Origin of the sequence: Methylobacterium nigriterrae (assembly GCF_037106235.1) — a bacterium.
GTDB lineage: Bacteria > Pseudomonadota > Alphaproteobacteria > Rhizobiales > Beijerinckiaceae > Methylobacterium > Methylobacterium nigriterrae.
The window spans coordinates 70,815-95,001 of sequence record NZ_JBAWTG010000007.1; the positions used below are offsets into that span (position 1 = coordinate 70,815).

Annotated in this window: 23 protein-coding genes; 8 read left to right on the forward strand and 15 right to left on the reverse strand. The window is 71.3% G+C overall.

Going from position 1 to position 24,187, the window contains the following annotated elements:
- The first annotated feature begins 42 nt into the window (after positions 1 to 42).
- Positions 43 to 1,386 (forward strand): glutamate--tRNA ligase, encoded by a 1,344-nt coding sequence (gltX, locus tag WDW90_RS06780; RefSeq protein ID WP_336486567.1) that lies wholly within the window; start codon positions 43 to 45, stop codon positions 1,384 to 1,386.
- A gap of 6 nt (positions 1,387 to 1,392) precedes the next feature.
- Here gltX and WDW90_RS06785 read toward each other — a convergent pair whose 3' ends face one another.
- The 5 genes from WDW90_RS06785 to WDW90_RS06805 all read right to left on the reverse strand — a co-directional run bounded on the left by WDW90_RS06785 (position 1,393) and on the right by WDW90_RS06805 (position 8,215).
- Positions 1,393 to 2,682 (reverse strand): hemolysin family protein, encoded by a 1,290-nt coding sequence (locus tag WDW90_RS06785; RefSeq protein WP_336486568.1) that lies wholly within the window; start codon positions 2,680 to 2,682, stop codon positions 1,393 to 1,395.
- A gap of 145 nt (positions 2,683 to 2,827) precedes the next feature.
- The gene (locus tag WDW90_RS06790) at positions 2,828 to 3,601 is read right to left on the reverse strand and encodes a class I SAM-dependent methyltransferase (protein WP_336486569.1); all 774 of its coding nucleotides are present in this window, start codon (positions 3,599 to 3,601) and stop codon (positions 2,828 to 2,830) included.
- A 16-nt stretch (positions 3,602 to 3,617) separates the two neighbouring features.
- On the reverse strand, positions 3,618 to 4,826 hold the full coding sequence (locus WDW90_RS06795) for an MFS transporter (RefSeq protein ID WP_336486626.1): 1,209 nt from the start codon (positions 4,824 to 4,826) through the stop codon (positions 3,618 to 3,620).
- Between the two features lie 165 nt (positions 4,827 to 4,991).
- On the reverse strand, positions 4,992 to 7,019 hold the full coding sequence (locus WDW90_RS06800) for an OmpA family protein (RefSeq protein ID WP_336486570.1): 2,028 nt from the start codon (positions 7,017 to 7,019) through the stop codon (positions 4,992 to 4,994).
- A 185-nt stretch (positions 7,020 to 7,204) separates the two neighbouring features.
- Positions 7,205 to 8,215: a DUF2865 domain-containing protein gene (locus WDW90_RS06805; RefSeq protein ID WP_336486571.1), complete on the reverse strand. Its 1,011-nt coding sequence runs from the start codon at positions 8,213 to 8,215 to the stop codon at positions 7,205 to 7,207.
- Positions 8,216 to 8,368: 153 nt separating this feature from the next.
- On the opposite strand from WDW90_RS06805, the gene WDW90_RS06810 reads away from it, so the two are divergent.
- On the forward strand, positions 8,369 to 8,890 hold the full coding sequence (locus tag WDW90_RS06810; RefSeq protein ID WP_336486573.1) for a CreA family protein: 522 nt from the start codon (positions 8,369 to 8,371) through the stop codon (positions 8,888 to 8,890).
- Positions 8,891 to 8,897: 7 nt separating this feature from the next.
- Here WDW90_RS06810 and WDW90_RS06815 read toward each other — a convergent pair whose 3' ends face one another.
- Positions 8,898 to 9,248 carry a hypothetical protein gene (locus WDW90_RS06815; RefSeq protein WP_336486575.1) on the reverse strand — a complete coding sequence of 117 codons (351 nt, stop codon included), beginning with the start codon at positions 9,246 to 9,248 and terminating at the stop codon, positions 8,898 to 8,900.
- Positions 9,249 to 9,488: 240 nt separating this feature from the next.
- Here WDW90_RS06815 and cysS point away from each other — a divergent pair, with 240 nt between their 5' ends.
- Positions 9,489 to 10,871, forward strand: a complete 1,383-nt coding sequence (gene cysS, locus WDW90_RS06820) for a cysteine--tRNA ligase (RefSeq protein ID WP_336486577.1) — start codon at positions 9,489 to 9,491, stop codon at positions 10,869 to 10,871.
- Positions 10,872 to 10,943: 72 nt separating this feature from the next.
- Here the strand turns inward: cysS and WDW90_RS06825 are convergent, their stop codons facing one another.
- On the reverse strand, positions 10,944 to 11,546 hold the full coding sequence (locus WDW90_RS06825; RefSeq protein WP_336486578.1) for an LOG family protein: 603 nt from the start codon (positions 11,544 to 11,546) through the stop codon (positions 10,944 to 10,946).
- Between the two features lie 245 nt (positions 11,547 to 11,791).
- On the opposite strand from WDW90_RS06825, the gene WDW90_RS06830 reads away from it, so the two are divergent.
- From WDW90_RS06830 to mscL, 5 genes are all read left to right on the forward strand, one after another.
- Positions 11,792 to 13,402 (forward strand): LysM peptidoglycan-binding domain-containing protein, encoded by a 1,611-nt coding sequence (locus WDW90_RS06830; RefSeq protein WP_336486579.1) that lies wholly within the window; start codon positions 11,792 to 11,794, stop codon positions 13,400 to 13,402.
- Between the two features lie 143 nt (positions 13,403 to 13,545).
- Positions 13,546 to 15,477 (forward strand): ABCB family ABC transporter ATP-binding protein/permease, encoded by a 1,932-nt coding sequence (locus WDW90_RS06835; RefSeq protein WP_336486580.1) that lies wholly within the window; start codon positions 13,546 to 13,548, stop codon positions 15,475 to 15,477.
- Between the two features lie 95 nt (positions 15,478 to 15,572).
- A complete protein-coding gene (locus WDW90_RS06840) occupies positions 15,573 to 16,283 on the forward strand; it encodes a phosphatidylserine decarboxylase (RefSeq protein ID WP_336486581.1) in 711 nt (236 codons plus the stop codon).
- Between the two features lie 15 nt (positions 16,284 to 16,298).
- Positions 16,299 to 17,144: a CDP-alcohol phosphatidyltransferase family protein gene (locus tag WDW90_RS06845; protein WP_336486582.1), complete on the forward strand. Its 846-nt coding sequence runs from the start codon at positions 16,299 to 16,301 to the stop codon at positions 17,142 to 17,144.
- Between the two features lie 125 nt (positions 17,145 to 17,269).
- Entirely contained in the window at positions 17,270 to 17,698 is a 429-nt protein-coding gene (gene mscL, locus WDW90_RS06850; RefSeq protein WP_336486583.1) for a large conductance mechanosensitive channel protein MscL, read from the forward strand.
- A gap of 10 nt (positions 17,699 to 17,708) precedes the next feature.
- Here mscL and WDW90_RS06855 read toward each other — a convergent pair whose 3' ends face one another.
- The 8 genes from WDW90_RS06855 to coxB form a co-directional block, all read right to left on the reverse strand.
- On the reverse strand, positions 17,709 to 17,978 hold the full coding sequence (locus WDW90_RS06855) for a hypothetical protein (protein ID WP_336486584.1): 270 nt from the start codon (positions 17,976 to 17,978) through the stop codon (positions 17,709 to 17,711).
- A 172-nt stretch (positions 17,979 to 18,150) separates the two neighbouring features.
- Positions 18,151 to 18,564, reverse strand: coding sequence for a DUF1236 domain-containing protein (locus WDW90_RS06860; RefSeq protein WP_336486585.1), 414 nt, complete (start codon positions 18,562 to 18,564; stop codon positions 18,151 to 18,153).
- A gap of 197 nt (positions 18,565 to 18,761) precedes the next feature.
- Entirely contained in the window at positions 18,762 to 19,505 is a 744-nt protein-coding gene (locus WDW90_RS06865; protein WP_336486586.1) for a NepR family anti-sigma factor, read from the reverse strand.
- A gap of 137 nt (positions 19,506 to 19,642) precedes the next feature.
- Complete coding sequence (locus tag WDW90_RS06870; RefSeq protein WP_336486587.1) at positions 19,643 to 20,470, reverse strand: class II glutamine amidotransferase; 828 nt, start codon at positions 20,468 to 20,470, stop codon at positions 19,643 to 19,645.
- 97 nt (positions 20,471 to 20,567) lie between these two features.
- On the reverse strand, positions 20,568 to 20,879 hold the full coding sequence (locus WDW90_RS06875; RefSeq protein ID WP_336486588.1) for a cytochrome C oxidase subunit IV family protein: 312 nt from the start codon (positions 20,877 to 20,879) through the stop codon (positions 20,568 to 20,570).
- A gap of 6 nt (positions 20,880 to 20,885) precedes the next feature.
- Positions 20,886 to 21,548, reverse strand: coding sequence for a cytochrome c oxidase subunit 3 (locus WDW90_RS06880; RefSeq protein ID WP_336486589.1), 663 nt, complete (start codon positions 21,546 to 21,548; stop codon positions 20,886 to 20,888).
- The gene (locus WDW90_RS06885) at positions 21,545 to 23,224 is read right to left on the reverse strand and encodes a cytochrome c oxidase subunit I (RefSeq protein ID WP_336486591.1); all 1,680 of its coding nucleotides are present in this window, start codon (positions 23,222 to 23,224) and stop codon (positions 21,545 to 21,547) included. The genes WDW90_RS06880 and WDW90_RS06885 overlap by 4 nt, the downstream gene beginning before the upstream one ends.
- Positions 23,221 to 24,186, reverse strand: a complete 966-nt coding sequence (coxB, locus tag WDW90_RS06890) for a cytochrome c oxidase subunit II (protein ID WP_336486592.1) — start codon at positions 24,184 to 24,186, stop codon at positions 23,221 to 23,223. Before coxB ends, WDW90_RS06885 begins: the two co-directional genes overlap by 4 nt.
- Position 24,187: the final 1 nt, after the last annotated feature.

Below are 24,187 nucleotides of genomic sequence, written 5' to 3' on the forward strand. Positions count from 1 at the left end.
AAGCGGATCCACCGGACGCGAAAACGCTGTAGGAGGGCCGCCATGGCACCGCTCGTCCGCTTCGCACCCTCGCCCACGGGCTACCTGCATATCGGCAACGCCCGCCCGGCTCTCCTCAACGCCCTGTTCGCGCGGGCGCGGGGCGGCCGTTTCCTGCTGCGCCTCGACGACACCGACCGCGAGCGCTCGACGGAGGCTTACGCCGCAGCGGTCGAGGAGGATCTCGCCTGGCTCGGGATCGTGCCGGACCTCCGCGCCCGCCAATCCGACCGGGTGGCGGCCTACGACGCGGCGGCGGACAGCCTGCGTGCGCAGGGGCGGCTCTACGCCTGCTACGAAACGCCGGAGGAGCTGGAACGGCGGCGCAAGCGCCAGCTCGGCCGTGGCCTGCCACCGATCTACGACCGCGCCGCGCTCACCCTGACGGCCGAGGAGCGCGCAGCCTTCGAGGCCGAGGGACGGCGCCCGCACTGGCGCTTCAAGCTCGATCACCGCACGATCACGTGGGCCGACCTCGTGCGCGGCGAGGCCCATATCGACTGCGCCTCGCTCTCCGACCCCGTGCTGGTCCGGGCTGACGGCAGCTATCTCTACACGCTGCCCTCCGTGGTCGACGACGCCGAGATGGGCGTCACGCACGTGATCCGGGGCGAGGACCACGTCACCAACACGGGCGTGCAGGTGCAGATCTTCGAGACGCTGGGCCACGCCCCGCCGGTCTTCGGCCACCACAACCTCCTCACCACGGCGGACGGGGAGGGGCTCTCGAAGCGGCTCGGCCACCTGTCCCTGCGGGGCCTGCGCGAGGCCGGCTACGAGCCGGCCGCGATCCGCTCCCTCGCCGTGCTGACGGGCTCGGCCGAGGCGGTGCGGCCGGTCGCATCCCTCGACGATCTCGCCCGCCTCGTCGATCTCGCGCACATCTCGCGCGCGCCCGCTAGGTTCGACCCGCACGACCTCGACGCGCTCAACGCCCGCCTCGTCCACGAGATGCCCTTCGCCGAGGCGCGCGAGCGCCTCCTCGCGCTCGGCATCCCGCCGGTGGCCGCCGAGCCGTTCTGGCAGGCGGTGCGGGCCAATCTCGGCAAGGTCGCGGAGGCGGAGGACTGGTGGCGCGTCGTCGCCGGCCCGGTCGAGCCCGCGCTCGCGGACGAGGCCGTGATCGCCGCGGCCGTCGCGACGATCCCGGCCGAGCCGTGGGGGCCGGAGACCTGGAAGGATTGGGCCGGCGCCGTGCGCGAGCGGACCGGCGCCAAGGGCAAGGCGCTGTTCATGCCGCTGCGCCTCGCGCTCACCGGCCTCGACCACGGCCCGGACCTCGCCGGCCTGCTGCCCCTGATCGGGCACGAGCGCGCGGAGCGGCGGCTGCGCGGGGAGACGGCGTAGGGCGCCTCAGCCGCCGACCGCGTCGGCGTCGAGGCGGGAGACGAGGAGCTTGTCGATGCGCCGCCCGTCGAGGTCCACCACCTCGAAGCGCCAGCCGGCGATGTCGCAGCTCTCGCCGGTCTCGGGCAGGCGCTGCAGGCGCTCGATGACGAGGCCCGCGGCGGTCTCGTAGTCGCGCGAGGTCTCGAGCCTGAGGCCGAGCTGGTCGGCCATCTCGTCGACCGGCATCCAGCCGGCGATCAGCCAGGAGCCGTCCTGGCGCTGGACCGCCTCGGGCTCGGGATCCTCCGAGCGGAACGCGCCCGCGATGGCGTCGAGGATGTCGGCCGGCGTCACGAGCCCGTCGAAATGACCGTACTCGTCGTGGACGAGGGCGACGGGCACCTCGGCTTCCTGCAGGGCCGAGAGGGCGTCGAGCGCGTCGAGCGTGTCGGGCAGGATCGGCGCCTTCCGGATGTGGCGGCGCAGGTCGAAGCCGCCCGATTCTATCAGCGGCCGCACGAGGTCGCGCACCTGCACCACGCCCATCATGTTGTCGGGGCTGCCCTCGGCCACGGGCAGACGCGAATGCGGGCTCGCCAGGATCAGGGCGCGGATCTCCGCCTCGTCGCGGGCGAGGTCGATCCAGTCGACGTCCGTGCGCGGGGTCATCACGCCCCGCACCGCCCGGTCGCCGAGGCGCAGCACGCCCGCGATCATCTTGCGCTCGTCGGTCTCGATCACGCCCGCCGTCTCGGCCTCGGCCACGAGGGTGCGGATCTCCTCCTCGGTCACCGCGCTCGCGCTCGCGGTCTCCTGGCCGATGAGGCGGAACACCGCCCGCGTCGAGGCGTCGAGCAGCCACACGGCGGGTTTCGCGACCCGCGAGACCAGGCGCATGCTCGGCGCCACGAGGCAGGCGATGCGCTCGGGGTCGCGCAGCGCCAGGTGCTTCGGCACGAGCTCGCCGATGATCACCGACAGGTAGGTGATCGCCGTGATGACGAGCCCGTAGCCGAGGGTCTCGGCCCAGCCCTTGCTGAGGCCGAGATCGAGCAGGATCGTCGCGAGCCTCTCGCCGAGCGCGGCGCCCGAGACGGCGCCCGAGAGGATGCCGACGAGCGTGATGCCGATCTGGACCGTCGACAGGAAGCGGCCGGGTTCCTCGGCGAGCGCCAGCGCCGCGGCGGCGCCCCGGCGGCGGTCCTGCGCCATCGCCCGCAGCCGCGCCTTGCGGGAGGAGACGACCGCGAGTTCGGAGAGCGCGAAGACGCCGTTGAGGGCGATGAGGGCGACGGCGACGGCGAGCTCGAGCAAGGCGGGCAAACGTCAGGCCGGTGCCGCTGGTCAGGCGCTCCGGGCTTCCTCTGATGGCGACGGGCGCGGCCGTAGATGGGACCATACCCGCCTCAGGTCAACGGCGGGGCGCCGCCGAATGATCCGCTCCCCGCGCGGCGCGGGGCTACCGTGCGGCCGCGAGCGTGACGGTGTCGGCCGTGAAGCTGCCGTCGGGCTCGATCGCGAAGTGGCGCCGCACGACCTCGGAGGCGCCGTCCTGCAGGGAGCGGATCGCAGCGGCGTGAAGCTCGGGGGTGCGCATGCGCGCGATCCAACTCGCGAAGTCGAGGCGCAGGCGCCGTGACGTCGAGGCGCCGACCGAGAAGCCCGCCGCATCCAGCATCGCGCGCCACTGCGAGAGGGAATAGTCGCGCACGTGAGAGGGGTCGCGCAGCAGCTCGACAGCCTGGAGATGCGTGTCGGGGAGGACGTCCTCCGGCGCCAAGAGATCGGCGATGACGAGGCGGCCGCCCGGCCGCAGCACCCGCCGCGCCTCGGTCAGCGCGCTGGGCACGTCGCGCCAGTGATGTGCGCTGAAGCGGCTGAGAACCGCGTCGAACGACGCGTCCGGGAAGGGCAGGGCCTCGGCCGCCCCCTGCCGCGTCCCGATGTTGGCGAGCCCGCGCCGCGCCGCCTCCGCGGCGACGGCCTCCAGCATGCCTGTCGAGAGGTCGTAGGCCGTGACCCGGCCGACGAGCGGGGCCACCGCGAAGGCGACGTGGCCGCCGCCGCAACCGAGATCGAGCACCGCGGCCCCGGCCTGCCCGCGCATCAGCGCGGCGATCTCGGCGAGATCCTCGCCCTGCGCGTGCACCGCGCTCGCCAGGTAGGCGGCGGCCTGGGGGCCGAACTGGTCGGTGACGTGAGCCTCGTGGCTGCGCACCGTCTTGTGCGTCATCGTCGGATCTCTCCTGTCAGCGCGGCGTGATCGGCGCCAGCCGGGCGAGGCGCAGCGCGATCGCGAGCGCGATCCCGTAGAGGCCGCAGACGAAGGCGACGACGCCGCTCCAGCCGGAATGGGCGAAGAACCAGCCGCCCGCCGTGCCGAGGATCGAGGAGCCGAGATAGTAGAGGCAGAGATAGACCGAGGAGGCCTGGGCGCGGTCGCGCAGCGCCCGGCGCCCGACCCAGCTCGAGGCGACCGAGTGCGCCCCGAAGAAGCTCACCGTGACGACGACGATGCCGGCGATGATCACGACGAGGCTCTCGGCGAGCGTCATCAGGATGCCGAGGATGCCGCAGGTGATGGCGAGCCACAGAACCTTCCGGCGCCCGAGCCGGCTCGCGATCTCGCCGACCGCCGCGGAACTCGCCGTGCCCGCGAGGTAGACCACGAAGATTGCCCCGATGGCGGCCTGGCTCAGCGAGTAGGGCGGCTCGAGCAGGCGGAATCCGATGTAGTTGTAGACGCAGACGAACCCGCCCATCAGCAGGAAGGCCTCGGCGAACAGCCAGGGCAGGCCGGGATCGCGGAAATGGTGCCGGAAGGTGCTGGGGATCTGCCGCCATCTCAGCTCGCTGCGCACGAAGCGCCGGGATTCGGGCAGCGCCTGCCAGAAGGCGATGGCGGCGAGGAGCGCCAGCACGCCGATCGTGCCGAGCCCGAGGCGCCAGGATCCGTAATCGGCGATCACGCCCGCGATCAGACGCCCGACCATGCCGCCGAGCGCGTTGCCGCCGATCAGGAGGCCCATCGAGAGGCCGATGGCGCGCCCGTGCATCTCCTCGCTGAGATAGGCCATGGCCACCGCCGGCAGGCCGCTCGCCGTCAGGCCGGCGAGCGCGCGCAGCGCCAGGAAGCCGTGCCAGCTCGGCACCAGCGTCGCCACGATCGTCAGGATGGCCGAGGCGAAGAGCGAGGCCGTCATCACGGGCTTGCGGCCCCAGATCTCGGAGAGCGGGCTCACCACGAGAAGCGCCACCGCCAGCATCGCGCAGGGCAGCGACAGGGCGAGGCTGCTCTCGGCCGGCGAGACGCCGAAATCATCGGCATAGACGGGCAGGAGCGGCTGAACCCCGTAGAGCACCGCGAAGGTCGAGAAGCCGGCCGCCGCGAGCGCGACCGTCGTGCGGCGGAAGACCGGCGTGCCGGCCTCGATCAAACGATCCTCCGCCTCGCCCATGTCGCCGCCGCTCCGTTCACGCACCCGCCTGTCGGTAAAGGCCACCGGTGCGAGGGCCGTCAACCGCGGCGCGCGGCGGATGCGGTGCGCGCAGGTGTGCTCCGACACATGGCGGACCCGGGCCGCCCGCCGCTCGTGGCCGGCGCTCCGGGTCGTGTAGAGGCGTCAGCGCGGCGGCTGGCCTTGCGCTTCGCCCGGCTGGATCAGCGGGGTGATGCGCCGGACGGTGACGCGCCGGTTCTCCCGCGCGGCGTTCTGCGTGTTCACCTTGAGGTATTGCTCGCCGTACCCCTGCGTCGTGAGGTTCTCGGGCGGGACCTGGAACCGCTGGGTCAGCACGGTCGCGACCGACTGCGCCCGGCGATCCGACAGCGACAGGTTGTCGACGTCGTTGCCCGCGGCGTCGGTGTAGCCCTCGATCAGGAAGACCTCCTGGGAGTTGGCCCGGATCGCCTGGTTGATCGCCGCCGCGATGGTGGCGAGGCGGGCGGCCTGGTCCGGCGTCACCGTGAACGAGCCCGTGTCGAAGTTGATCGTGTCGATGTCGACGCTGCGCATGCGGGCGCGCAATTGCGGGCTGTAGCGGACCTGATCGAGCGTGTAGCGCCGGTCGATCGGCACCACCGGCGGCGCCGACAGCGCCTCGTAGACGGCGCGCTCGTCGGCTCGGTCGTACTCCACCACGTAGCGCTCGCGCGGGATGCGGATGTCGGGCGGGGGCAGGTCGACCACGTCCTCGTAGATCGGCCGCGGGCGGCCGCCATAGGCGTTGTCGATCAGGACCACCTCCCGACCGTCGCGGAAGCGGCGGGAGCGGCGCAGGAGGCGCCCGTCATCGTCCACGACCGTGACGATCACCTCGCCGCCAGGCCGCTCGAGGTAGGTGACGGTCTCGCCGGCACGCCGCTCGCTGCGGTAGCGGCCGCGGTCGAGATCACGAAAGCGCTCGTTCTCGTCGTGGCGGATGAAGTAGCCGTCGCGGTCGCGCACGATGATGCGGCCGGGCTCGCGGATATAGGTGCGACCGTCCTCGTTGAACTCGCGCCGGTCGCGCCGGATGCGGTCGTAATCGCGGACGTCCTCATCGTCCTCGCGGAAGCCGCCCGGCACGTAGCCGGGGCGGCCCGGCATGTTGAAGCGGTCGCCGCCGCGATCGTCGACGCGCCCGGCCGGAAGGCCGGGCCCGGTCCCCGGCTGGCCGGCATTCGGAGCCTGGACGGGCCGGCCGGGAACGCCGGGCTGCGCGTTCGGCGCAGTTGCGGGCGGTGCGGCGGCCGGGGGAGCGGCGGGCGCCGCCGGGGGCGTCCCGGGTGCGGTGGCCGGCGGTGCCGCCCGCTCGGCCGGGGCAACGGGCCGCCCGGGCACGCCGGGCTGCGTGTTCGGTGCCGCCCCGGGGGTCGGCTGGGCGGGCGCGGCAGCCGGCGGCGCGACGGGGCGGCCGGGCACGCCCGGCGCCGTGTTGGGGGCGGTCTGCGGCTGCCCTTGCTGCGGCTGCCCTTGCGGGCGCGTGGGCTCGGGCGCGGCCCGCTGCTGCTCGGGGGCGCCGCGCTGCGGCGTCGGCGCCGCGGACGGATTCTGGCGCTCGGCCGGTGCGGCTCCGGGCGCGGCCGGGCGCCGGTCGGGAGCCTCGCGCCGGTCGGGCGCTGCGGGCCGTTCGGGCGCTGTGGGCCGGTCTGGCGCGCGCTCGCGGGCGGCAGGCGGAGCGGCGCGCTCGGCCGGCTCGCGGTCCGGGCGGGCGGGCGCGCGGTCCTCGCGCGGCTCGGGGCGCTCCTGTCGAGGCGCGGGCCGATCCGGGGCGCGCTCCGGCCGCGCCTCGGGCGCCCGCTCCGCGGGACGCGGCGCAGAGCGCTCCGGCGCGCGTTCCGGGGCGGCCCGGTCCGGCCTCGGCTCCGGACGCTCCTGCCGGGGTTCGGGCCGGTCCGGGCGAGCCGGCGGCGCGGCCCGTTCCGGCCGCTCGGCGGGGGCTCGCTCCGGCGGCCCGCGCTCGGGCCTGGCTCCCGCGGGCGGCCCGCCGCGCGGCGCCTCGCCGCCGCGGGGACCCTCGCCGCGCGGCTCGCGCTCCCCGCCGGGGCCGGCCTGCGCCAGCAGGATCGTACCGGTGATCCCGTCCGCCGGCCGCGCCAGAAGCGGCCCGGTCAGGATCAGGCCGGGCAGGATCGTGCCCGTCAGGAGCAGAAGTCGCGTTGTCCGCATCAGGAATTGTCTCGCCTTGTCGTCGGGCTGAGCCGATCTGTGTCGGGGCGATATGGTTCCCCGTCGCGAGAGGTCAAATCGAGCCGCGGGCGATGCTTTAGACGATCAGGGCTTTACTCGCGCGCCCGTGCGCGAGACTTCGGCTCGACGCCGTGTGCCGCGGCCCGATCGGATCCGGCCCTGGGCTAGGGGATGGCCGGAGGGATCGTCGGCGGCGCCGTGAAGGCCGGGACCGCGATGACGTTCGGGGCGATCACGCGAATGCTCGGGCGCTCGTCCTTGCCGGTGGCGCCCGCGGCGAGCGCCGTCCCGGTGCTCTTCGGATCGCCCGCCTCGCCGGCACGGCCGGCCGCGTCCGCGGCGAGCTCGGCCGCGGTCTTGTCGGCGCGGCCGACCAGTGTCAGGCGGACCTTCGGCCGCGACAGGGCCTCGGCCTGCATCGGCGTCACGAAGATATCGCCCTTGTGGCGCACCAGCATGCTCTCGGCCTTCACGAGGGACTGTGCCCAGGTCTGACCCTCGCGCTTGCAGGAGCAGTTCGGCACGAAGGCCTTCTGGAACTTGAAGGCGTTGGCGAGCGAGGCGTAGGAGCGGCTGCCCTTGATCGTCGCGGCATGCTTCAGCGCATCGTCGCCCCGCGGCATCGAGTAGGCGGCGGCCTCGGCGCCGGGGCAGAGGGCCTGGCAGAGCTCGTTCGCGCCCTCGCGCCCGTCCGGCAGGTTGTTCATCGGGAAATAGGCGCCGTCGCAGGTGCGCACGCAGATCACCTGCGCGCCGCCGCGGGCATACTCGCCGGGCTTGCCGTCCGGGTTGAGCGGCTGGTCGCCGCAGGCGCCGGCCACGGCGGCCTGCAACTGGCGCCGGCGCGCCGCCGTCACCTCGCCGTTCTCGGCTCCGTAGCCGGCGTTCAGCGCGCGGATGCGCTGCTCGACCGCGCCGCATTGCGGCGGCCGGGTATCGAAGAACAGGAACTTGCCGCCCTCGCAGTTCAGGGTCCGGAAATAGGCCTGGAGGCGGCCGATCTCGCCCTGCAGGGCGCGGGCCACGCTGGCGCCGTCGCTGAGATTGGCAAGCTCGGCGCGGTAGCGCTGGCAGGCGGAATTCTGCGCCTGTGCGGCGCCCGCGCAGAGAACCGCGAGCGCGGCTGCGACGAGCGCTCCGGCGAGCTGACGTATCGGCGGACGGATCAGCGGCATGGCTCTGCTGGCAACAGGTCTGAAGCTTCGCGGTTCCGCTCCGCCGGCCAGGGTCCGCTAGGCGACGAAGCTTAACTTTTTTAAACGCCCTCGCGGCGCGGGGACAGCCTCCCTACATGCGCCCGATCGATCCAGCGGGGGAAAGGTCCGACGATGTGGCTTCGGGGTCTCACAGGTTACGCGCTCGCGGCCGGCTTGGCGCTCACGGCTCTGCCGGCGCCGGTCCGGGCCGAGGAGCCGGACCGCATCTTCGACAAGTCGACGGTCTGGCGGCCGCTGACGCCGAACGACAAGCTCGTGGTCTACGGGGTCGACGATCCCGTCGTCGGCGGCGTCGCCTGCTGGTACACCCAGCCCGAGAAGGGCGGGATCAAGGGCACGCTCGGGCTGGCCGAGGACGTTTCGGACATCTCGCTCGCCTGCCGGCAGGTCGGCCCGGTCCAGTTCAAGGACAAGTTCAAGCAGGGCGAGGTCGTGTTCAGCGAGCGCCGCTCGCTGATCTTCAAGTCGATGCAGATCGTGCGTGGCTGCGACGCCAAGCGCAACGCCCTGATCTACATGGTCTACTCGGACAAGGTCATCCAGGGCTCGCCCAAGAACTCGACCTCGGCTGTGCCGCTCATGCCCTGGGGCACGGAGCCGCCGCCGAAATGCGCCGATTCCCTGAGGGGCTGAACGCGCCTCAGTCCTGGCAGGTGATGCGGATCGGCCGCTCCTCGACCTTGATCGCCGGCGCGGTGTCGATCGCGCCGGTATACTCGTCGGCGGCCGCGACGCCGTAGGAGCCCGCCGCGGCGAACCCTTGCGACTCGCACCACGCGTTGGCGACGACCTGCCCGCACTCGCTCGCCCCGTTCGTGAGGCAATCGGCGACGCCGTAACCCTCGCTCGACGGGATCAGGAAGGTCTTCTCGACATGGGCGGGCGCCTTGGCCGGCGTCTCGCCGTCGGCGCCCGCGAAGGCGGCGTGCGCGAGCGAGGAGACCAGTGCGGCGGCGAGGAGAGCGCTGAGGCCGGCAGCCGAGCGTCGCATGGGAAAATCCTTGTCACTGATGACGACGATTGCACCGAAGTTCCGACGGGTCGGTAAACAAAGGCTTTCGACGGCCCACCGCATCGTCCGCGATCGGGCGGCCGGGAAAGGGCCGGCGTTCCCGGCTCCTTCTCGAAAAGCTCACTGTTTTGGGTTAGCGCAGGTCAGCCGCCGGGGCCGTCGCCTCCATGCAACACGGCCGGAGACCCGCCGGCGGCCCCAGGGACGAGAGTTGGTTTCATGGCCCCGATGTTGCGGCTCTACAACACGCTGACCCGCGAGAAGGCGCCCTTCGCGCCGATCGACCCCGCGCATGTGCGCATGTACGCCTGCGGACCGACGGTCTACGACGCCGCCCATATCGGCAATGCGCGGCCGATCATCGTCTTCGACCTGCTGTTCCGCGTGCTGCGCCATCTGTACGGGCCGGCGCACGTCACCTACGCCCGCAACGTCACGGACGTCGACGACAAGATCAACGCGCGCGCGGCCGAGCGCGGCATCACGATCCGCGAGCTGACGGACGAGACGCTGAGCGCCTTCCACGCGGATGTCCGCGAACTCGGCGTGCTGATGCCCGCGGACGTGAACCGGCCGGGCGAGCGCCCCCGCTTCGTCGAGCCGCGCGCCACCGACCACATCGCCGAGATGGTGCGCCTGATCGAGGGGCTCGTCGCATCCGGCCACGCCTATGTCGCGCAGGGGCACGTCCTGTTCGACGTGCCCTCGATGCCCGATTACGGCGCGCTCTCGAAGCGGCCGCTGGACGAGATGGAGGCGGGCGCGCGCGTCGAGGTCGCGCCCTACAAGCGCTCGCCCCTCGACTTCGTGCTGTGGAAGCCCTCGAAACCCGGCGAGCCGGCCTGGCCCTCGCCCGCCGGCATCGCCGAGCCCGGCCGGCCCGGCTGGCACATCGAGTGCTCGGCGATGTCGTGGAAGCATCTCGGCGAGACCTTCGACATCCATGCGGGCGGGATCGACCTGATCTTCCCCCATCACGAGAACGAGGTGGCGCAGTCGCGCTGCTGCTTCGGCACGCCGGTGATGGCCAATGTCTGGCTCCACAACGGCTTCCTGCAGGTCGAGGGCGAGAAGATGTCGAAGTCGCTCGGCAACTTCGTCACCATCCGGGAGGTGTTGAACGACTGGCCCGGCGAGGTGGCGCGGCTCGCCATGCTGCGCACCCATTACCGCCAGCCGATCGACTGGACGCTGCGCGGCCTGGAAGAGGCGAGCCGCACCCTCGACCGCTGGTACGCGGCGGTCGGCGACGAGCCGGGGAACGGCGCGCCGCCCGAGACCGTGCTCGAGCCGCTCCTCGACGACCTCAACACGGCCGCGGCGCTCGCCGAGCTGCACCGGCTCGACGATCCGGCCGCGCTCAAGGCCGGCGCCCTGCTGCTCGGCTTCCTCGGCGAGACCCGGTCCGAGCGCGAGCGCGCGAGCGTCGCGGCCTCGGGGATCGACGTCGCGCGGGTCGAGGCGCTGATCGAGGCGCGCCGCGCCGCGCGGGCCGCGAAGGACTGGGCGGGATCCGATCGCGTGCGCGCCGACCTCGCGGCGATGGGCGTCGCCGTCAAGGACAACAAGGACGGGACGACGACGTGGAGCGTGGCGGGATAGGTCGACCTGCCGGGAGGCGCTCGCCGCCGCCTGTCCGCGCGGAAGCGTGGCGTGCCGCGGATCGCGGCGCGCTCAGAACCGCTCCTTGATGAACTCCTCGGCCTCCGGGGCCGGCTCGGTCCGGGCGGCGGCCTCGCGCAGCATCGGCACGACCGAGGCGGCGTCCGGCGCCACGAGGTAGTTCAGGTCGAGGCCCTCGCGGATGAAGCCGTGGGCGCGCATGTGCTCGAACAGGGTGAGGAGCGGCGTCCAGAACTCGGCGATCGAGACGAGCAGGATCGGCTTGCGGTGCTGGCCGAGCTGGGCCCAGGTCAGCTGCTCGACGAGCTCCTCGAGGGTGCCGATGCCGCCGGGCAGCGCGACGAAGGCGTCCGAGCGGTCGAACATCATGCGCTTGCGCGTGTGCATGTCGCCGACGACGACCGTCTCCTGGATCTCGTCGAGCATGCGCTCGCGGGACTTCAGGAAGTCCGGGATGATGCCGGTCACGTGGCCGCCGCCGTCGAGGACGGCGCGCGCCACCGTGCCCATCAGGCCGACATTGCCGCCCCCGTAGACGAGTCCGATCCTGGCCGCGGCGAGCGCCGCGCCGAGGGTCTCGGCCGCGTTCCGGAAGGCCGGGTCTCCGCCGAACCCGGAGCCGCAATACACACAGACCGTCTTCACCGGAGCCATCCGGCGCCCTCCATCAATCGCTTCGCGTGGCCGACAGATCTGCCGGGACAATCCGGCGGAGGCGGCTTCGTCCCGTGCCAAAGTGCTGAATTCGCGCAGGATTCGCCCTAATCCGGATTACGCCGGCTTGGTGTCCTGGCCATGTACGGTAATATGCCACGAACAGTCGACGGTTTTCGTCGGCGGTCCCGTGCCCGGTTGCGGCGCCGCCGCAGGTCGCCTCGACGCGTTCGGAGTAGGTCGCCATGACGGCGGAGATGCGGCGGAGTCTCGCCCTCGCAGGAATCGGGCTTCTCGGCGGGTTCCTTCTCGTGCTGGGCCTGTACGGCGCCGGCGAATGGGTCAAGCGCGCCGCCGCGCCGCAGGCGAACGCGCCCGAGGCGCGCGCCGTCGCCGGGGCGCCGACGCCCGGCGCCCCGGCCGAGCGGCCGGGAGCCGCGACGCCTGAGGCTGCCGGCGCTGCCGCCAAGTCCTCCGCCGACGAGCCGGCCGCTGCCCGCGCCGAAGCGAAGCCGCCGGGCGAGGCGAGGCGCGCGCCCGCCGCCCAGCTCGCCGCGGCGCCGGCCTTCGACGTGATCCGGGTCGAGCCGAACGGCGAGACCGTGATCGCGGGCCGCGCGGCGCCGAACACCACCGTCGAGATGCTGGTGGACAACCGGACGGTGGCGCGGGCGCTCGCCGATCCGAACGGGCAGTTCGCGATCGTGCCGCCGGCCTTGCCCGCCGGCAACAGCGAGATCGCCCTGCGCCAGACCGGGGCGGACGGGCGCGAGGTCCGCTCCCGCGAGAGCGTGGCGGTGGTCGTCGCCGGCACGCGCGACACCAAGCCCCTCGTCGCGCTGAGCGCGCCCGACCGGCCGACCGTCGTGCTGTCGCAGCCGGACGCCGTCGCCTCGGCCGAGCCCGGCACGATGCCGGGCGGGGGTCCGGCACGGCCCGGGACGGAGACGGCCGGACTACCGCCCGCGGGCGCGCAGGCGCGGCGTGGCGACGCCGTCGCACCGGATGCGAGGAGCGTCGGCGGGACGGCTGGCCCCGCCCAGCCGGTCAAGATCGTGAGCGTCGACGCGCAGGAAGGCGGGCGCCTCTACGTGACGAGCCAGGCGACGCCCGGCGCGACGCTGCGCCTCTACCTCAACGACACGCTCGTCGCGCCCGGAAGCGCCGGGCCGGACGGCAAGGTCACGTTCACGATCGGCCGCGGCGTCAGGGCCGGCGATTACCGGGTGCGGATCGATCAGGTCGACCCGGTGACCGGCAAGGTGCGGCACCGCTCCGAGGTGCCGTTCGTCTTTCCGGCGAGCGGGCCGCGCGTGGCGAGCCGCGAGGCGCCCGCCGCCGAGGCGCCGTCGCCCGCCGGTCCGGGCGCCGGGATGTCGGGCCCGACAGCCGCCATGTCCCTGCCGGGCGGGCCCGCCGCGGCCACGCCCGCCGCGAGACAGGCCGAGGCGCGTGCCGGCGCCCACCGCGGATCGAAGGCGCCGGTCGCGGCCCGTGCCGCGCCGCCGGCGGCCGGGCCGGGGCCTGCCCTCGCCGCCGCGGCCCCGCAGGCGCCGACCACACGCGAAGCCGCCCGGACCGTGGGGCCGAGCCCGCCGGCCGCAATCGCGCCGAAGCCCGGCGAGGCGCCGCGCGACGTCTTCGTCGCCGAGGTCAACACCGCCAGGATCACCCGCGGCGACAGCCTCTGGCAGATCAGCCGCAAGACCTACGGCAAGGGCGACCGCTACACGGTGATCTACGACGCCAACCAGGGCCAGATCCGCGACCCCGACCTGATCTATCCGGGCCAGATCTTCGTGCTGCCGACCGACGACGGCACGGCCGCCGCGCGCCAGGGCGGCAAGCGCGGCTGAGGCGCGCCAGGGCGGCAAGCGCGGCTGAGGTGCTGCCAGGCCGGCCGATCGTCGCGCAGGCCGGCCCCGCGGCCCGGGCCGGTAGCTCCGGCGGCGCGCGGCGCCTATATGCCCTGCACGCACAACGCCCGGACCTCATCCCAATGACATCCGATCCCGCGCCCGCCGCGCGCGGCACCGCCGCGCCGCCGGAACGCCCCGGCCTGATCGCCACCTATCGCCGGCTCTGGCCCTATCTCTGGCCCCATGGGCGGCCGGACCTGCAGAGGCGCATCTTCCTCGCCTTCGGCCTGCTGCTCGTCGCCAAGTTCGCCACCATGGTGACGCCCTTCACCTTCAAGTGGGCGACCGATGCTCTCGTGGCGATGACGGGGGACAAGCCCGGCGAGGCCCTGCCTACGGGCCTGCTGGCCGCGCCGATGCTGCTGATCGGCCTCTACGGCCTGTCGCGGGTGGCGATGGCGGGGCTGACGCAGGTCCGCGACGGGCTCTTCGCCAAGGTGGCGATGCACGCCGTGCGCCGGCTCGCCCTGCAGACCTTCGAGCACATGCATCGCCTGTCCCTGCGCTTCCACCTGGAGCGCAAGACCGGAGGCCTGACCCGCGTGCTCGAGCGGGGGCGGGGCGGCATCGAGGAATTGTCGCGCCTGATGGTGCTGACGCTCGTGCCGACCATCGTCGAGTTCGTGCTGGTTCTCGGCGTCCTCGCCTACGAGTTCGACTGGCTCTACTCGTTCGTCGTCCTTCTGATGGTCGCGGCCTACCTCGCCTTCACCTACAAGGCGACGGAGTGGCGGATCGAGATCCGCCGCCGGATGAACAATTCCGACACCGAGGCCAACACCAAGGCGGTCGATTCGCTCCTCAACTACGAGACCGTGAAGTATTTCGGCGCCGAAGCCCGGGAGACCGGGCGCTACGACGCCTCGATGGCGAAGTACGAGCGCGCCTCGACGCAGACCTACGTGTCGCTGGCGGTGCTGAACGCCGGGCAGGCCGTGATCTTCACGATCGGCATGACGATCGTGATGTGGCTGGCCGCCCGCGACATCTCGGCGGGCCGCACCACCATCGGCGGCTTCGTGCTCGTCAACACGATGCTGGTCCAGCTCTCGATGCCGCTCAACTTCATGGGCATGATCTACCGGGAGATCAAACAGGCGCTGATCGACATCGACGACATGTTCGCGATCCTCCACCGCAACCCGGAGATCGCCGACCGGCCGAACGCGCCGCCGCTCCGGATCGAGGCCGCCTCCGTCCGATTCGAGGATGTCCGCTTCGCCTACAATCCGGACCGCCCGATCCTGCGCGGCATCTCCTTCGAGGTGCCGCCCGGCAAGACGGTGGCGATCGTCGGCCCCTCGGGCGCCGGCAAGTCGACCCTCTCGCGGCTCCTGTTCCGATTCTACGAGCCGCAGCGCGGCCGCATCCTGATCGACGGGCAGGACATCGCGGGCGTGCGCCAGGACAGCCTGCGCGCCGCCATTGGCATGGTCCCGCAGGACACGGTGCTGTTCAACGACACGATCGGCTACAACATCCGCTACGGCCGCTGGGACGCGAGCGCCGACGCGGTGCGGGAGGCCGCCCGCCTCGCGCAGATCGACGGCTTCGTCTCGGGCCTGCCGGAGGGCTACGACACGCCGGTCGGCGAGCGCGGCCTGAAATTGTCCGGCGGAGAGAAGCAGCGCGTCGCGATCGCGCGCACGATCCTCAAGGCGCCGCCGATCCTCGTCCTCGACGAGGCCACCTCGGCCCTCGATTCGTTCACCGAGCGCGAGATCCAGGACGCGCTCGACCGCGTCTCGCGGGGACGCACCACCCTCGTCATCGCCCATCGCCTCTCGACGGTGGTGAATGCCGACGAGATCATCGTGCTCGACCGCGGCATCATCGTGGAGCGGGGCGACCACGCGGGCCTTCTCGCCGAGGGCGGCGTCTACGCGGCCCTGTGGAATCGCCAGCGCGAGGCCGATGCGGCGCGCGAGGCCCTCAAGCGCGCCGAGGACGAGGAGGCTCCCCCCGCGCGCGCTCCGAGTCCCGCCGCGCCCGAGTCCGTCCCCGCGGAGTAGCCGGCGCGGCGGTTGACGGGAGCCTCTAGGACTGCCATCCGCCCGGCCGGAGCGCGCGGTCCATACCGCCGACCGCAAGGAGTGCCAGAACCTCCATGACCGATCTCTTCGAGACGATCCGCCGCGTCCTCGTGCCGATCCACAAGGAGGGCTATCCCTTCATCCTGATCGGCATCGTGCTCACCGTGCTGGCCGGCTACTTCTCGCAGTTCTTCGGCTGGGTCTTCCTGATCCTCACGCTCTGGGTCTGCTACTTCTTCCGCGATCCCGAGCGCGTGACCCCGATCGCCGAGGGCCTCGTGGTCTCGCCGGCGGACGGGCGCGTGAACCTCATCACGACGGTCCTGCCGCCCCCGGAGCTCGACTTGCCGCCGGTGCCGATGACCCGGGTGTCGGTCTTCATGAACGTGTTCGACTGCCACGTGAACCGCGTGCCGGTGACGGGCCGGATCGGCCAGATCCACTACACGCCGGGCCTGTTCCTCAATGCCGAGCTCGACAAGGCGAGCGAGGACAACGAGCGCAACGGCCTCGTGATGGAGACCCTGCACCGGGGCGAGACCCTGCGCATCGGCGTCGTCCAGATCGCAGGCCTCGTGGCGCGCCGCATCGTCGGCTTCGTGAGCGCCGGCGACGCGCTCCAGGTCGGCGAGCGCTTCGGCCTGATCCGCTTCGGATCGCGCGTCGACGTCTACCTGCCCGCCGGCACCCGCGTCCTCGTCGGGCTCGGCCAGAAGGCGGTTGCCGGCGAGACGGTGCTCGCCGACCTGTCGGGCGGGCCGGACCGGCAGTTCCGGCGGATCTGAGGAGGGCGGCGCGCCATGGACGATCTCTTCCCGCCCTTCGAGCCGGATCCGAACGAGCCGAAGCCGCGCCGCTTCAAGCCGGTTCCGTTCCGGATGATCGCGCCGAACATGATCACCCTGATGGCGCTCTGCCTCGGGCTGACGGCGATCCGGCTCGCCTTCGAGGGCAAGTTCGAGCCGGCGGTCATCGCCGTCGTGGTGGCGGCCTTCCTGGACGGGGTCGACGGGCGCGTGGCGCGGCTCCTCAAGGGCACCTCGCGCTTCGGCGCGGAGCTCGATTCGCTGGCCGACTTCGTGAATTTCGGCTGCGCCCCGGCGCTCATCCTCTACGGCTTCGCGCTGTTCCACCTGCGGTCGGTGGGCTGGATCGTGGCGCTGATCTTCGCCATCGCGATGGGCCTGCGGCTCGCCCGCTTCAACGCGATGCTGGACGACCCGAACCGCCCCGAGTGGAAGAAGGACTACTTCGTCGGCATGCCGGCGCCGGCCGGCGCCATGACGGCGATGCTGCCGCTCTATCTCCACTTCCTCGGCCTCTCCTTCGAGAAATGGGCCGCGCCGGCGGTGCTGGTCTACGTGCTCTGCATCGCGCTCCTCGTCGTCTCGACGGTGCCGACCTTCTCGGGCAAGACCATGGGCAAGCGGGTGCCGCGCGGCTGGGTCCTGCCGATCTTCCTGGCGGGCGTCGCGGCCTTCGGCCTCCTCATCAGCTTCCCGTTCGAGGCGATGGTGGCGATCAGCATCGCCTATCTGGCGGTGATCCCCGTCGGCGCCGCGCAGTACCGGCGCCGCGCCAGGCTCGACCTGCCGGGCCGGCCGGAGCCTTCGGAGAGCCAGGCGTCGTCCGCGAGCGGACCGTGAAGCCGGCGCGGCCGCGCCGCGATCGCGGCGTGGAAACCGATCGCGCCCGCCTGTCGCGGCGCGGAGCGCTCGCCTAAGCTTTCCCCGGCCGGATCCTGCCGGCCGGATCATGCGGGGGGAGGGCGATGCTCGAGGAGTTCAAGAGGTTCGCGCTGCGGGGCAACGTGGTCGATCTGGCCGTCGGCGTCATCATCGGCGCCGCCTTCGGCGCCATCGTGACGTCCGCGGTGCAGGACGTCTTCATGCCGATCATCGGCGCCGTCACGGGCGGGCTCGACTTCTCGAACTACTACGTCCCGCTCTCGTCGAAGGTGCAGCCGGGCCTCGCCTACGCGGAGGCGAGGAAGCAGGGTGCCGTGCTCGGCTACGGGCAGTTCATCACGGTGGCGCTCAACTTCATGATCGTCGCCTTCGTGCTGTTCATGGTGATCCGGGCCATGAACCGGCTGGTCTCGCGCGAGGAGAAGAAGCCGGAGGCGGTGGCCGAGGTGCCGGCCGACGTGAGGATCCTCGGCGAGATCCGCGACATCCTGGCGACGCGCCCGCGGGCGTGAGGGACGGAGGTCAGCCGCGCGAAGCCTTGTCGTCGGGCTGCACGCCGAAGGCGTCGAGGATCCGGTCGAGCGCGCTCTCGACCGCGACCGTGCCCTCCTCGTGGGTCTTCAGGCGGGTTTCCAGGCGCTTGATCTGGGGCTCGAAAGCCTCCGGCACGGACTCGTCTCCGAGATATCGCGGCTTCCCGTCGACGTGGTAGACGGTGCGGAGCTGCTGGCCGAGATGGTCCCGCACGGGCTCCGGCAGCGTCGCGTTCGGCTGGTTCTGGTCGTCGCTCATCGGCAGGGTCTCCGATCCTTGAGCGCTACAACGCGCGTCGCGCTTGACTGTTGCGCCGCTCGCGCCACGGTTTCGCCGCAAAGTCGCCCAGGTCTCGCCAAAAGGAAAGGCCCCGGCGCTGAAGCGCCGGGGCCTTCCCGGAGTCCTCCGCCGCGAGGCGGCGCGCGGCCGCCTAGTCGATCACCTCGACGATGCGGTGGCTGCGGTCGACCAGCACGGGCCGGTCGTTCACGACGGTGTAGCGGTAGCCGGGCTGGATCCGGTAATCGTCCGGCACCTCGTAGTAGCTCACGCCCGAGGAGGGCAGCACGCTGCCGACGGCGACGCGCCCATCGTAGTCGTACGAGCGGACGTGGCGGCCGGTGACGTAGCTGCGGAAGCGCGGCCGGTCGTCGACGCCCAGGATGCCGCCGACCGTGCCGGTCGCCGCGCCCACCGCGCCGCCGACGATCGCGCCGACCGGGCCGGCCGCGTCCGCGCCGTCGCGCGCGCCCTGCTCGGCACCGCGGACGAGGCCCTGGGCCTGGGCCGCCATCGGGAGGGCGAGAGCGATCGCGGAAGCCGCGAGAAGGGTCTTCACGTTCATGCAGAAATCTCCGTTTCCAACGGTCCGCCGCGCCGAAGCACGGTGGAGCTTGGGCCGATAACGCACGACTTCCGGATTCGGATGCGCAAAAACCTCAGGTGATTGATCTTTGTTCAGTTGGCGGAGAATGAGGCAGAACGGCCTCGCCCCGGCGGACGCCGACACGAACGGAGCGGTGCACCCCGCGGCAATCCCGCTCAGGCTTCCTTCGGCATCGCCGACTGGATGAACCGGTCGGAGCCGAGATCCTCCTCGTCGTAGCCGAGGAGTTCGGCGAGGCGGCCGCGGGCGCGGCTGACGCGGCTCTTCACGGTGCCGACCTTGCAGCCCATGATCGTCGCCGCCTCCTCGTAGGAGACGCCCTCGGCGCCGACGAGCACCAGCGCCTCGCGCTGGTCGGGCGGCAGCTTGGCGAGCGCGCTCTGCAGATCCTCGACGTCGAGGCGGTCGCCCTGATGCGGCGCCGTAGCGAGGCGGGCGGCGTAGGAGCCGTCCTGGTCCTCGACCTCGCGGACGCGCTTGCGGTGATCCGAGTAGAAGATGTTGCGCAGGATCGTGAACAGCCACGCATTGAGGTTCGTGCCCGGCTGGAAGCGGGCGCGGTGCTGCCAGCCCTTCAGGAGTGTGTCCTGAACGAGGTCGTCCGAGCGGGCCGGGTTCGACGTCAGGGACAGCGCGAAGGCGCGCAGGGAGGGTACGGCGGCCAGCAGCCCGTTGCGGAATTCCGGCTCGATCGCCTCGCCGCGGGCGCGCAGGGCCGCCTCGAGCTTCTCGATCAGCTCCGCGAAGCGGCTCGGCAGCTCGGCCTGTCCGATCATCTCGTAGGCGCTGCGGAGGTGATCGCCGAGATGTGAGCGGATGCTCGGCGGCAGGCTCGGGCGGCCATCCGTGTCCTGATCCGGGCGGTGATCAGGGGCGGTCTGAGTCTCGTCGCTTCTCATGGCTCGTCTTGTTGTTGATGGTCGGCGCGGGCCGGCGGTCCGTTTCCGGCGAGCGCGTGGAGTTCAGGGCTTTGTAGCGCATCGCGTCCCGGCGCGCATCCTTCGGGAGGTCGTCGGGGCCGGCCGCCGGCCGGGGATCAACAGGCGCGGGGGGCGCCGACGGGGGCCGCGACCGTACGGGCCGGCCCGCTGCCGGGCTTGAGGAGGCGTATGCCGCCGTCGCGCAGCACCAGAACGTCGCCGCGCGCCACGTCGGTCCATTGCTCGTCGCGGGTGAGCGCCTGCGTCGCGATGACGGTCACGATGTCGCGCTCGGTCGTCTCCTGGGCGAAGTCGACCCGCCAATCCTCGTCGATGAGCGTCGCGGTGCCGAACGGCGCGCAGCGCGTGAGATAGCACAGCCGCTTGCCGCAATGGGCGTAGAGGGTGCGGCTGTCGGACAGGAGCATGTTGAACACGCCGAGCCCGTTCAGCTCGGCCGAGAGGTCGGCCACCGCCCGGTCGAGCGCCGCGGGCCGCGGCAGTTTCGTCCAGCGGGCCTGGAGCCGCCCCATCAACCAGCAGAAGGCGTGCTCGCTGTCGGTGGAGCCGACCGGCTGGAAACCCGAGAGCGGCAGCTTCTTCACGCCTTTGAGCTGCCCGTTATGCGCGAAGGTCCAGCGGCGGCCCCACAATTCGCGGGTGAAGGGATGGGTGTTCTCGAGCGAGACGCGTCCGCGATTGGCCTTGCGCACATGCGCGATCACGATCCGGCTCTTGATGGGGTAGTTGCGCAGCAGCTTGGCCAGTTCCGAGCGCGCGCTCGGCTCCGGATCGTGAAAGCTGCGGCAGCCCCGGCCCTCGTAGAAGGTGATGCCCCAGCCATCCACGTGCGGCCCGGTCTCGCCGCCCCGCCGCGCGAGCGCCGCGAAGGAGAAACGGATGTCGGTGGGTACGTTCGCGCTCATGCCGAGCAATTCGCACATGGGTTCTCGTTGGGGCCCCGGTTCGCGCCGCTGCATCCGCGCAGCCTGGGCGAGCTTTAGAAGCCTTGGCGGTGCGGAACAATGGCCGGGCCGGCGCTCAGCGGCCGAGATAGTCGGTCAGCGTCATGCCGAACAGGATCGCCACCCAGAAGAAGCCCAGGCAGGCGAAGAGCCGGATCAGCGGCGGCTCGCGGCGCACTTCCATCGAGACCAGCAGGATGATCGCCACCATGGCGGTGACGACGAGGAGCTCGACGATCCAGACATGGCGGAAGGGCAGGGTGGCCCCGAGCGTCACGTTGACGGCGAGCAGAGCCAGGAGCGCCGCGAAGGTGATGAGCGGCGTGCGCAGGCGGCGCCGGAGGAGGGCACGGTCGTCGGCGGAGAGGGACGCGAGGGGCGAGCGCATGCCGTCCTACCGGTTGACCACGTAGAGGATCGGGAAGGCCAGGATCCAGATCAGGTCGATGAAGTGCCAGTAGAGGCCGTAGACCTCGATCCAGTTCTGGTGTCGTCCGAGAAAGCCGGGCTTCGTGGCCATCCAGGTCATGCCGAGCAGGATCGAGATGCCGGTGAACAGGTGCAGCGCGTGGAGCGAAGTCGCCACGTAGTAGAGGTTCACGAACAGGCGCGCGGCGGGGGTCTCGGTGAGCTCGAACGGGCGGCGGGCGAGGAAGGGCATCATGTGCTCCTCGAAATCGGCGTAGTACTCGTAGCCCTTCAGCACGAGGAACAGGCTGCCGAGCGCGGCGGTCGCGAGCATCGCCCGCACCATCGCGCGCTGCCAACCCATGCGGGAGAACTCGATCGCCGCCGACATGGTGAGGCTCGAGCCAATCAGCACCACGGTGTTGACCGCGCCGATCCAGAACTTGAGGTGCCGAGCGGCGGCGTGCACCGCCTCGGGGTGCTGGAGGCGCAGGATCAGGGCCACGAGGAACAGGCCGGAGAACAGGAGCAGTTCCGTGACGAGCCAGGCCCAGATGCCGAGGGTCGCGGCGTGGCGCTGCTGCTCGACGCTCGCGAAATGCTCGACGCGCTCGACGCCGACAGGCTGCGGTTCCGCCGTGAGGCTCACGCGTGATGGCTCCCGGTCTCGCGTTCCTGGATGGGATAATCGTACGGCACGCGCGGCACGGCGGGCTGGCCGATGAAGTTGTGGGTGGGCGGCGGCGAGCTCGTCTCCCACTCGAGCCCCTTGGCATCCCAGGGGTTCGCGGGCGCGCGCCGCCCGAACCACAGGGAATAGACGAGGTAGAGCATCGGGAAGATGTAGCCCGCCGCCAGGATCGTGGCGCCCGCGGAGGAGAGCACGTTGAGGAGCTGGAACTCGGGCGGATAGGTCGCGTAGCGCCGCGGCATCCCGAGATAGCCGAGGATGAATTGCGGGAAGAAGGTGACGTTGAAGCCGATGAAGATGAACAGCGCCGAGATCCGCCCCCAGGCCTCGTTGTACATCCGCCCCGTGAATTTCGGCCACCAGAAGTGCAGGCCGCCGAGGAACGCCAGCACCGTGCCACCGACCATGATGTAGTGGAAATGCGCCACCACGAAGTAGGTGGCGTGGATGTGCTGATTGATGGCGAGCGTCGCGAGGTAGAGCCCGGTGAGGCCGCCGAGCACGAACAGGCCGATATAGCCCATCGCGTAGAGCATCGGCGTGTCGAGCCGGACGGCGCCCTTATGGATCGTGGCGGTCCAGTTGTAGACCTTCACGGCCGAGGGCACGGCCACCGCGAAGGAGAGCACCGAGAAGGCGAGCGAGGCGAGCTCGCTCTGACCGTTCACGAACATGTGGTGCCCCCAGACGAAGAAGGTGACCGAGGCGAGCCCGATCGACGCGTAGGCGACGAAGCGGTAGCCGAAGAGCTTCTTCTGGGCGAAGGCCGGTACGATCTCGGAGATCACCCCCATCCCGGGCAGCACCATGATGTAGACGGCCGGATGCGAGTAGAACCAGAACAGGTGCTGGAACAGCACTGGGTCGCCGCCATAGGCCGGATCGAACACCCCGATGTGGAAGGCCCGCTCCATGATGAGCAGGATCAGGGCCGTGGTGATGACGGGCGTGGCGAGCAGGAAGATCAGGCTCGTCGCGTAGTGCGCCCAGACGAAGATCGGCAGCTTGAACCACGTCATGCCGGGAGCCCGCATGGTGTGGATGGTCACCACGAAGTTGAGCCCAGTGAGGATCGAGGAGAAGCCGACGATCGTGACGCCGATCAGCGCGGGCAGAACCCAGGTGTTCGAGAAGGCGGTGGAGAGGGGCACGTAGAAGGTCCAGCCCGTGTCGACGCCGCCGAGCACGACCGACACCATGGTGAAGAGCGCGCCGCCGATGAAGATGTACCAGCTCGTCAGGTTGAGCTTGGGGAAGGCGAGGTCCTTCGCCCCGATCATCAGCGGGATCAGGAAGTTACCGAAGGTCGCGGGGATCGACGGGATCAGGAAGAACCACACCATCACGACGCCGTGGATGGTGAAGGCCTTGTTGTAGGTGTCGTTCGTCATGATCGCGCCGTTCGGCACGACGAGGGCGAGGCGTACCACGCCCGCGGCCACCGCCCCGACGATGAAGAAGGCCGTGATCGAGGCGAGATAGAGGATCGCGATCCGCTTGTGGTCGGTGGCGAGGAACCACGAGCGGAGCGTCGATTCCGCGTGGAGATAGTCGGCCGGCCGGTCGAGGGTCGGCTCCGGGACGTGCGGCTCGCGCTGGGCGAGGCCGGTATCGATCGCGCTCGTGCCGCTCATCGCGTCGCCTCCCCGTCGGCAGTCCGGTCGTAGGCCTTGAGGTAGTCGATCAGCCGGCCGAGATCGTCGGCCGGGATCACGCCGGCGAAGCTCGGCATGATGGGTTTATAGCCCTCGGCCAGCCGGTTGGCGTTCGGGTTCAGGATCTTGTCGCGGAGATAGCCGTCGTCGGCCGTGACCGTGCGGCCGTCGGCGAGCTTCACCTGAGTGCCGTAGAGACCGGCGAGCTTCGGCGCCTTCACGTGGACCCCGGCATCGTGGCAGGCGGGGCAGCCATAGGCGTTGTAGATGGCTCGCCCCGCCGCCACCGCCGAGATCTGCGCGCCCGCATGCGTGAGCCAGTCCTGGTACTCGCCCAGCGTCATCAGGGTGAGGTTGCCGTCCATGACCGAGTGGTCGGTGCCGCAATATTCCGAGCAGTAGAGGCGGTAGGTTCCCGTCCGGTCGGCCTTGAACCAGAGCTCGGTGTAGCGGTCGGGCAGGGCCGCGACCTGCATGCGCAGGGCCGGAAGGTAGAGGGCGTGCACCACGTCCTGGCTGATGATGCGGAGCTTGATCGGCTGGCCGGTCGGCAGGTGCAGGTCGTTGATCTCGGACTGGCCGGTCGGATGCTGGAACTTCCACATCCATTGCCGGCCGATCGCCTCGACCACCATGGCATCCGGCGGCGGGTTCTTCGAGTCGACGAAGAGGCGCGCCCCCCAGGCGAAGAAGATCAGCGTCAGCAGGAAGGGGATCAGCATCCAGCTGATCTCGATGAGGTTCGAGCGGACATTGCCGGTGTCGCGGTTCGCCTCGACCCCCTCCCGGTAGCGGATGGCGAAATACGTGATGGCAAGGAAGACCGGCACGGTGAGGAGGAGCGTGAGCACCGTGAAGGCGAGGATCAGGTAATCGGCCTGGACCGCGTGCGCGGAGGCGGAGGCCGGCCAGAGATCGAGGGGAGATTGCTTCGGCGACATC

Coding starts and splice junctions, on each gene's coding strand:
- WDW90_RS06865 (WP_336486586.1), bottom strand. CDS start 19,505: ATGAGAAGCGACGAGACTCAGACCGCCCCTGATCACCGCCCGGATCAG.
- WDW90_RS06795 (WP_336486626.1), bottom strand. CDS start 4,826: ATGGGCGAGGCGGAGGATCGTTTGATCGAGGCCGGCACGCCGGTCTTC.
- WDW90_RS06855 (WP_336486584.1), bottom strand. CDS start 17,978: ATGAGCGACGACCAGAACCAGCCGAACGCGACGCTGCCGGAGCCCGTG.
- WDW90_RS06815 (WP_336486575.1), bottom strand. CDS start 9,248: ATGCGACGCTCGGCTGCCGGCCTCAGCGCTCTCCTCGCCGCCGCACTG.
- WDW90_RS06845 (WP_336486582.1), top strand. CDS start 16,299: ATGGACGATCTCTTCCCGCCCTTCGAGCCGGATCCGAACGAGCCGAAG.
- WDW90_RS06825 (WP_336486578.1), bottom strand. CDS start 11,546: ATGGCTCCGGTGAAGACGGTCTGTGTGTATTGCGGCTCCGGGTTCGGC.
- WDW90_RS06840 (WP_336486581.1), top strand. CDS start 15,573: ATGACCGATCTCTTCGAGACGATCCGCCGCGTCCTCGTGCCGATCCAC.
- gltX (WP_336486567.1), top strand. CDS start 43: ATGGCACCGCTCGTCCGCTTCGCACCCTCGCCCACGGGCTACCTGCAT.
- WDW90_RS06885 (WP_336486591.1), bottom strand. CDS start 23,224: ATGAGCGGCACGAGCGCGATCGATACCGGCCTCGCCCAGCGCGAGCCG.
- cysS (WP_336486577.1), top strand. CDS start 9,489: ATGGCCCCGATGTTGCGGCTCTACAACACGCTGACCCGCGAGAAGGCG.
- WDW90_RS06860 (WP_336486585.1), bottom strand. CDS start 18,564: ATGAACGTGAAGACCCTTCTCGCGGCTTCCGCGATCGCTCTCGCCCTC.
- WDW90_RS06830 (WP_336486579.1), top strand. CDS start 11,792: ATGACGGCGGAGATGCGGCGGAGTCTCGCCCTCGCAGGAATCGGGCTT.
- WDW90_RS06810 (WP_336486573.1), top strand. CDS start 8,369: ATGTGGCTTCGGGGTCTCACAGGTTACGCGCTCGCGGCCGGCTTGGCG.
- WDW90_RS06790 (WP_336486569.1), bottom strand. CDS start 3,601: ATGACGCACAAGACGGTGCGCAGCCACGAGGCTCACGTCACCGACCAG.
- coxB (WP_336486592.1), bottom strand. CDS start 24,186: ATGTCGCCGAAGCAATCTCCCCTCGATCTCTGGCCGGCCTCCGCCTCC.
- WDW90_RS06835 (WP_336486580.1), top strand. CDS start 13,546: ATGACATCCGATCCCGCGCCCGCCGCGCGCGGCACCGCCGCGCCGCCG.
- WDW90_RS06800 (WP_336486570.1), bottom strand. CDS start 7,019: ATGCGGACAACGCGACTTCTGCTCCTGACGGGCACGATCCTGCCCGGC.
- WDW90_RS06875 (WP_336486588.1), bottom strand. CDS start 20,879: ATGCGCTCGCCCCTCGCGTCCCTCTCCGCCGACGACCGTGCCCTCCTC.
- WDW90_RS06805 (WP_336486571.1), bottom strand. CDS start 8,215: ATGCCGCTGATCCGTCCGCCGATACGTCAGCTCGCCGGAGCGCTCGTC.
- mscL (WP_336486583.1), top strand. CDS start 17,270: ATGCTCGAGGAGTTCAAGAGGTTCGCGCTGCGGGGCAACGTGGTCGAT.
- WDW90_RS06870 (WP_336486587.1), bottom strand. CDS start 20,470: ATGTGCGAATTGCTCGGCATGAGCGCGAACGTACCCACCGACATCCGT.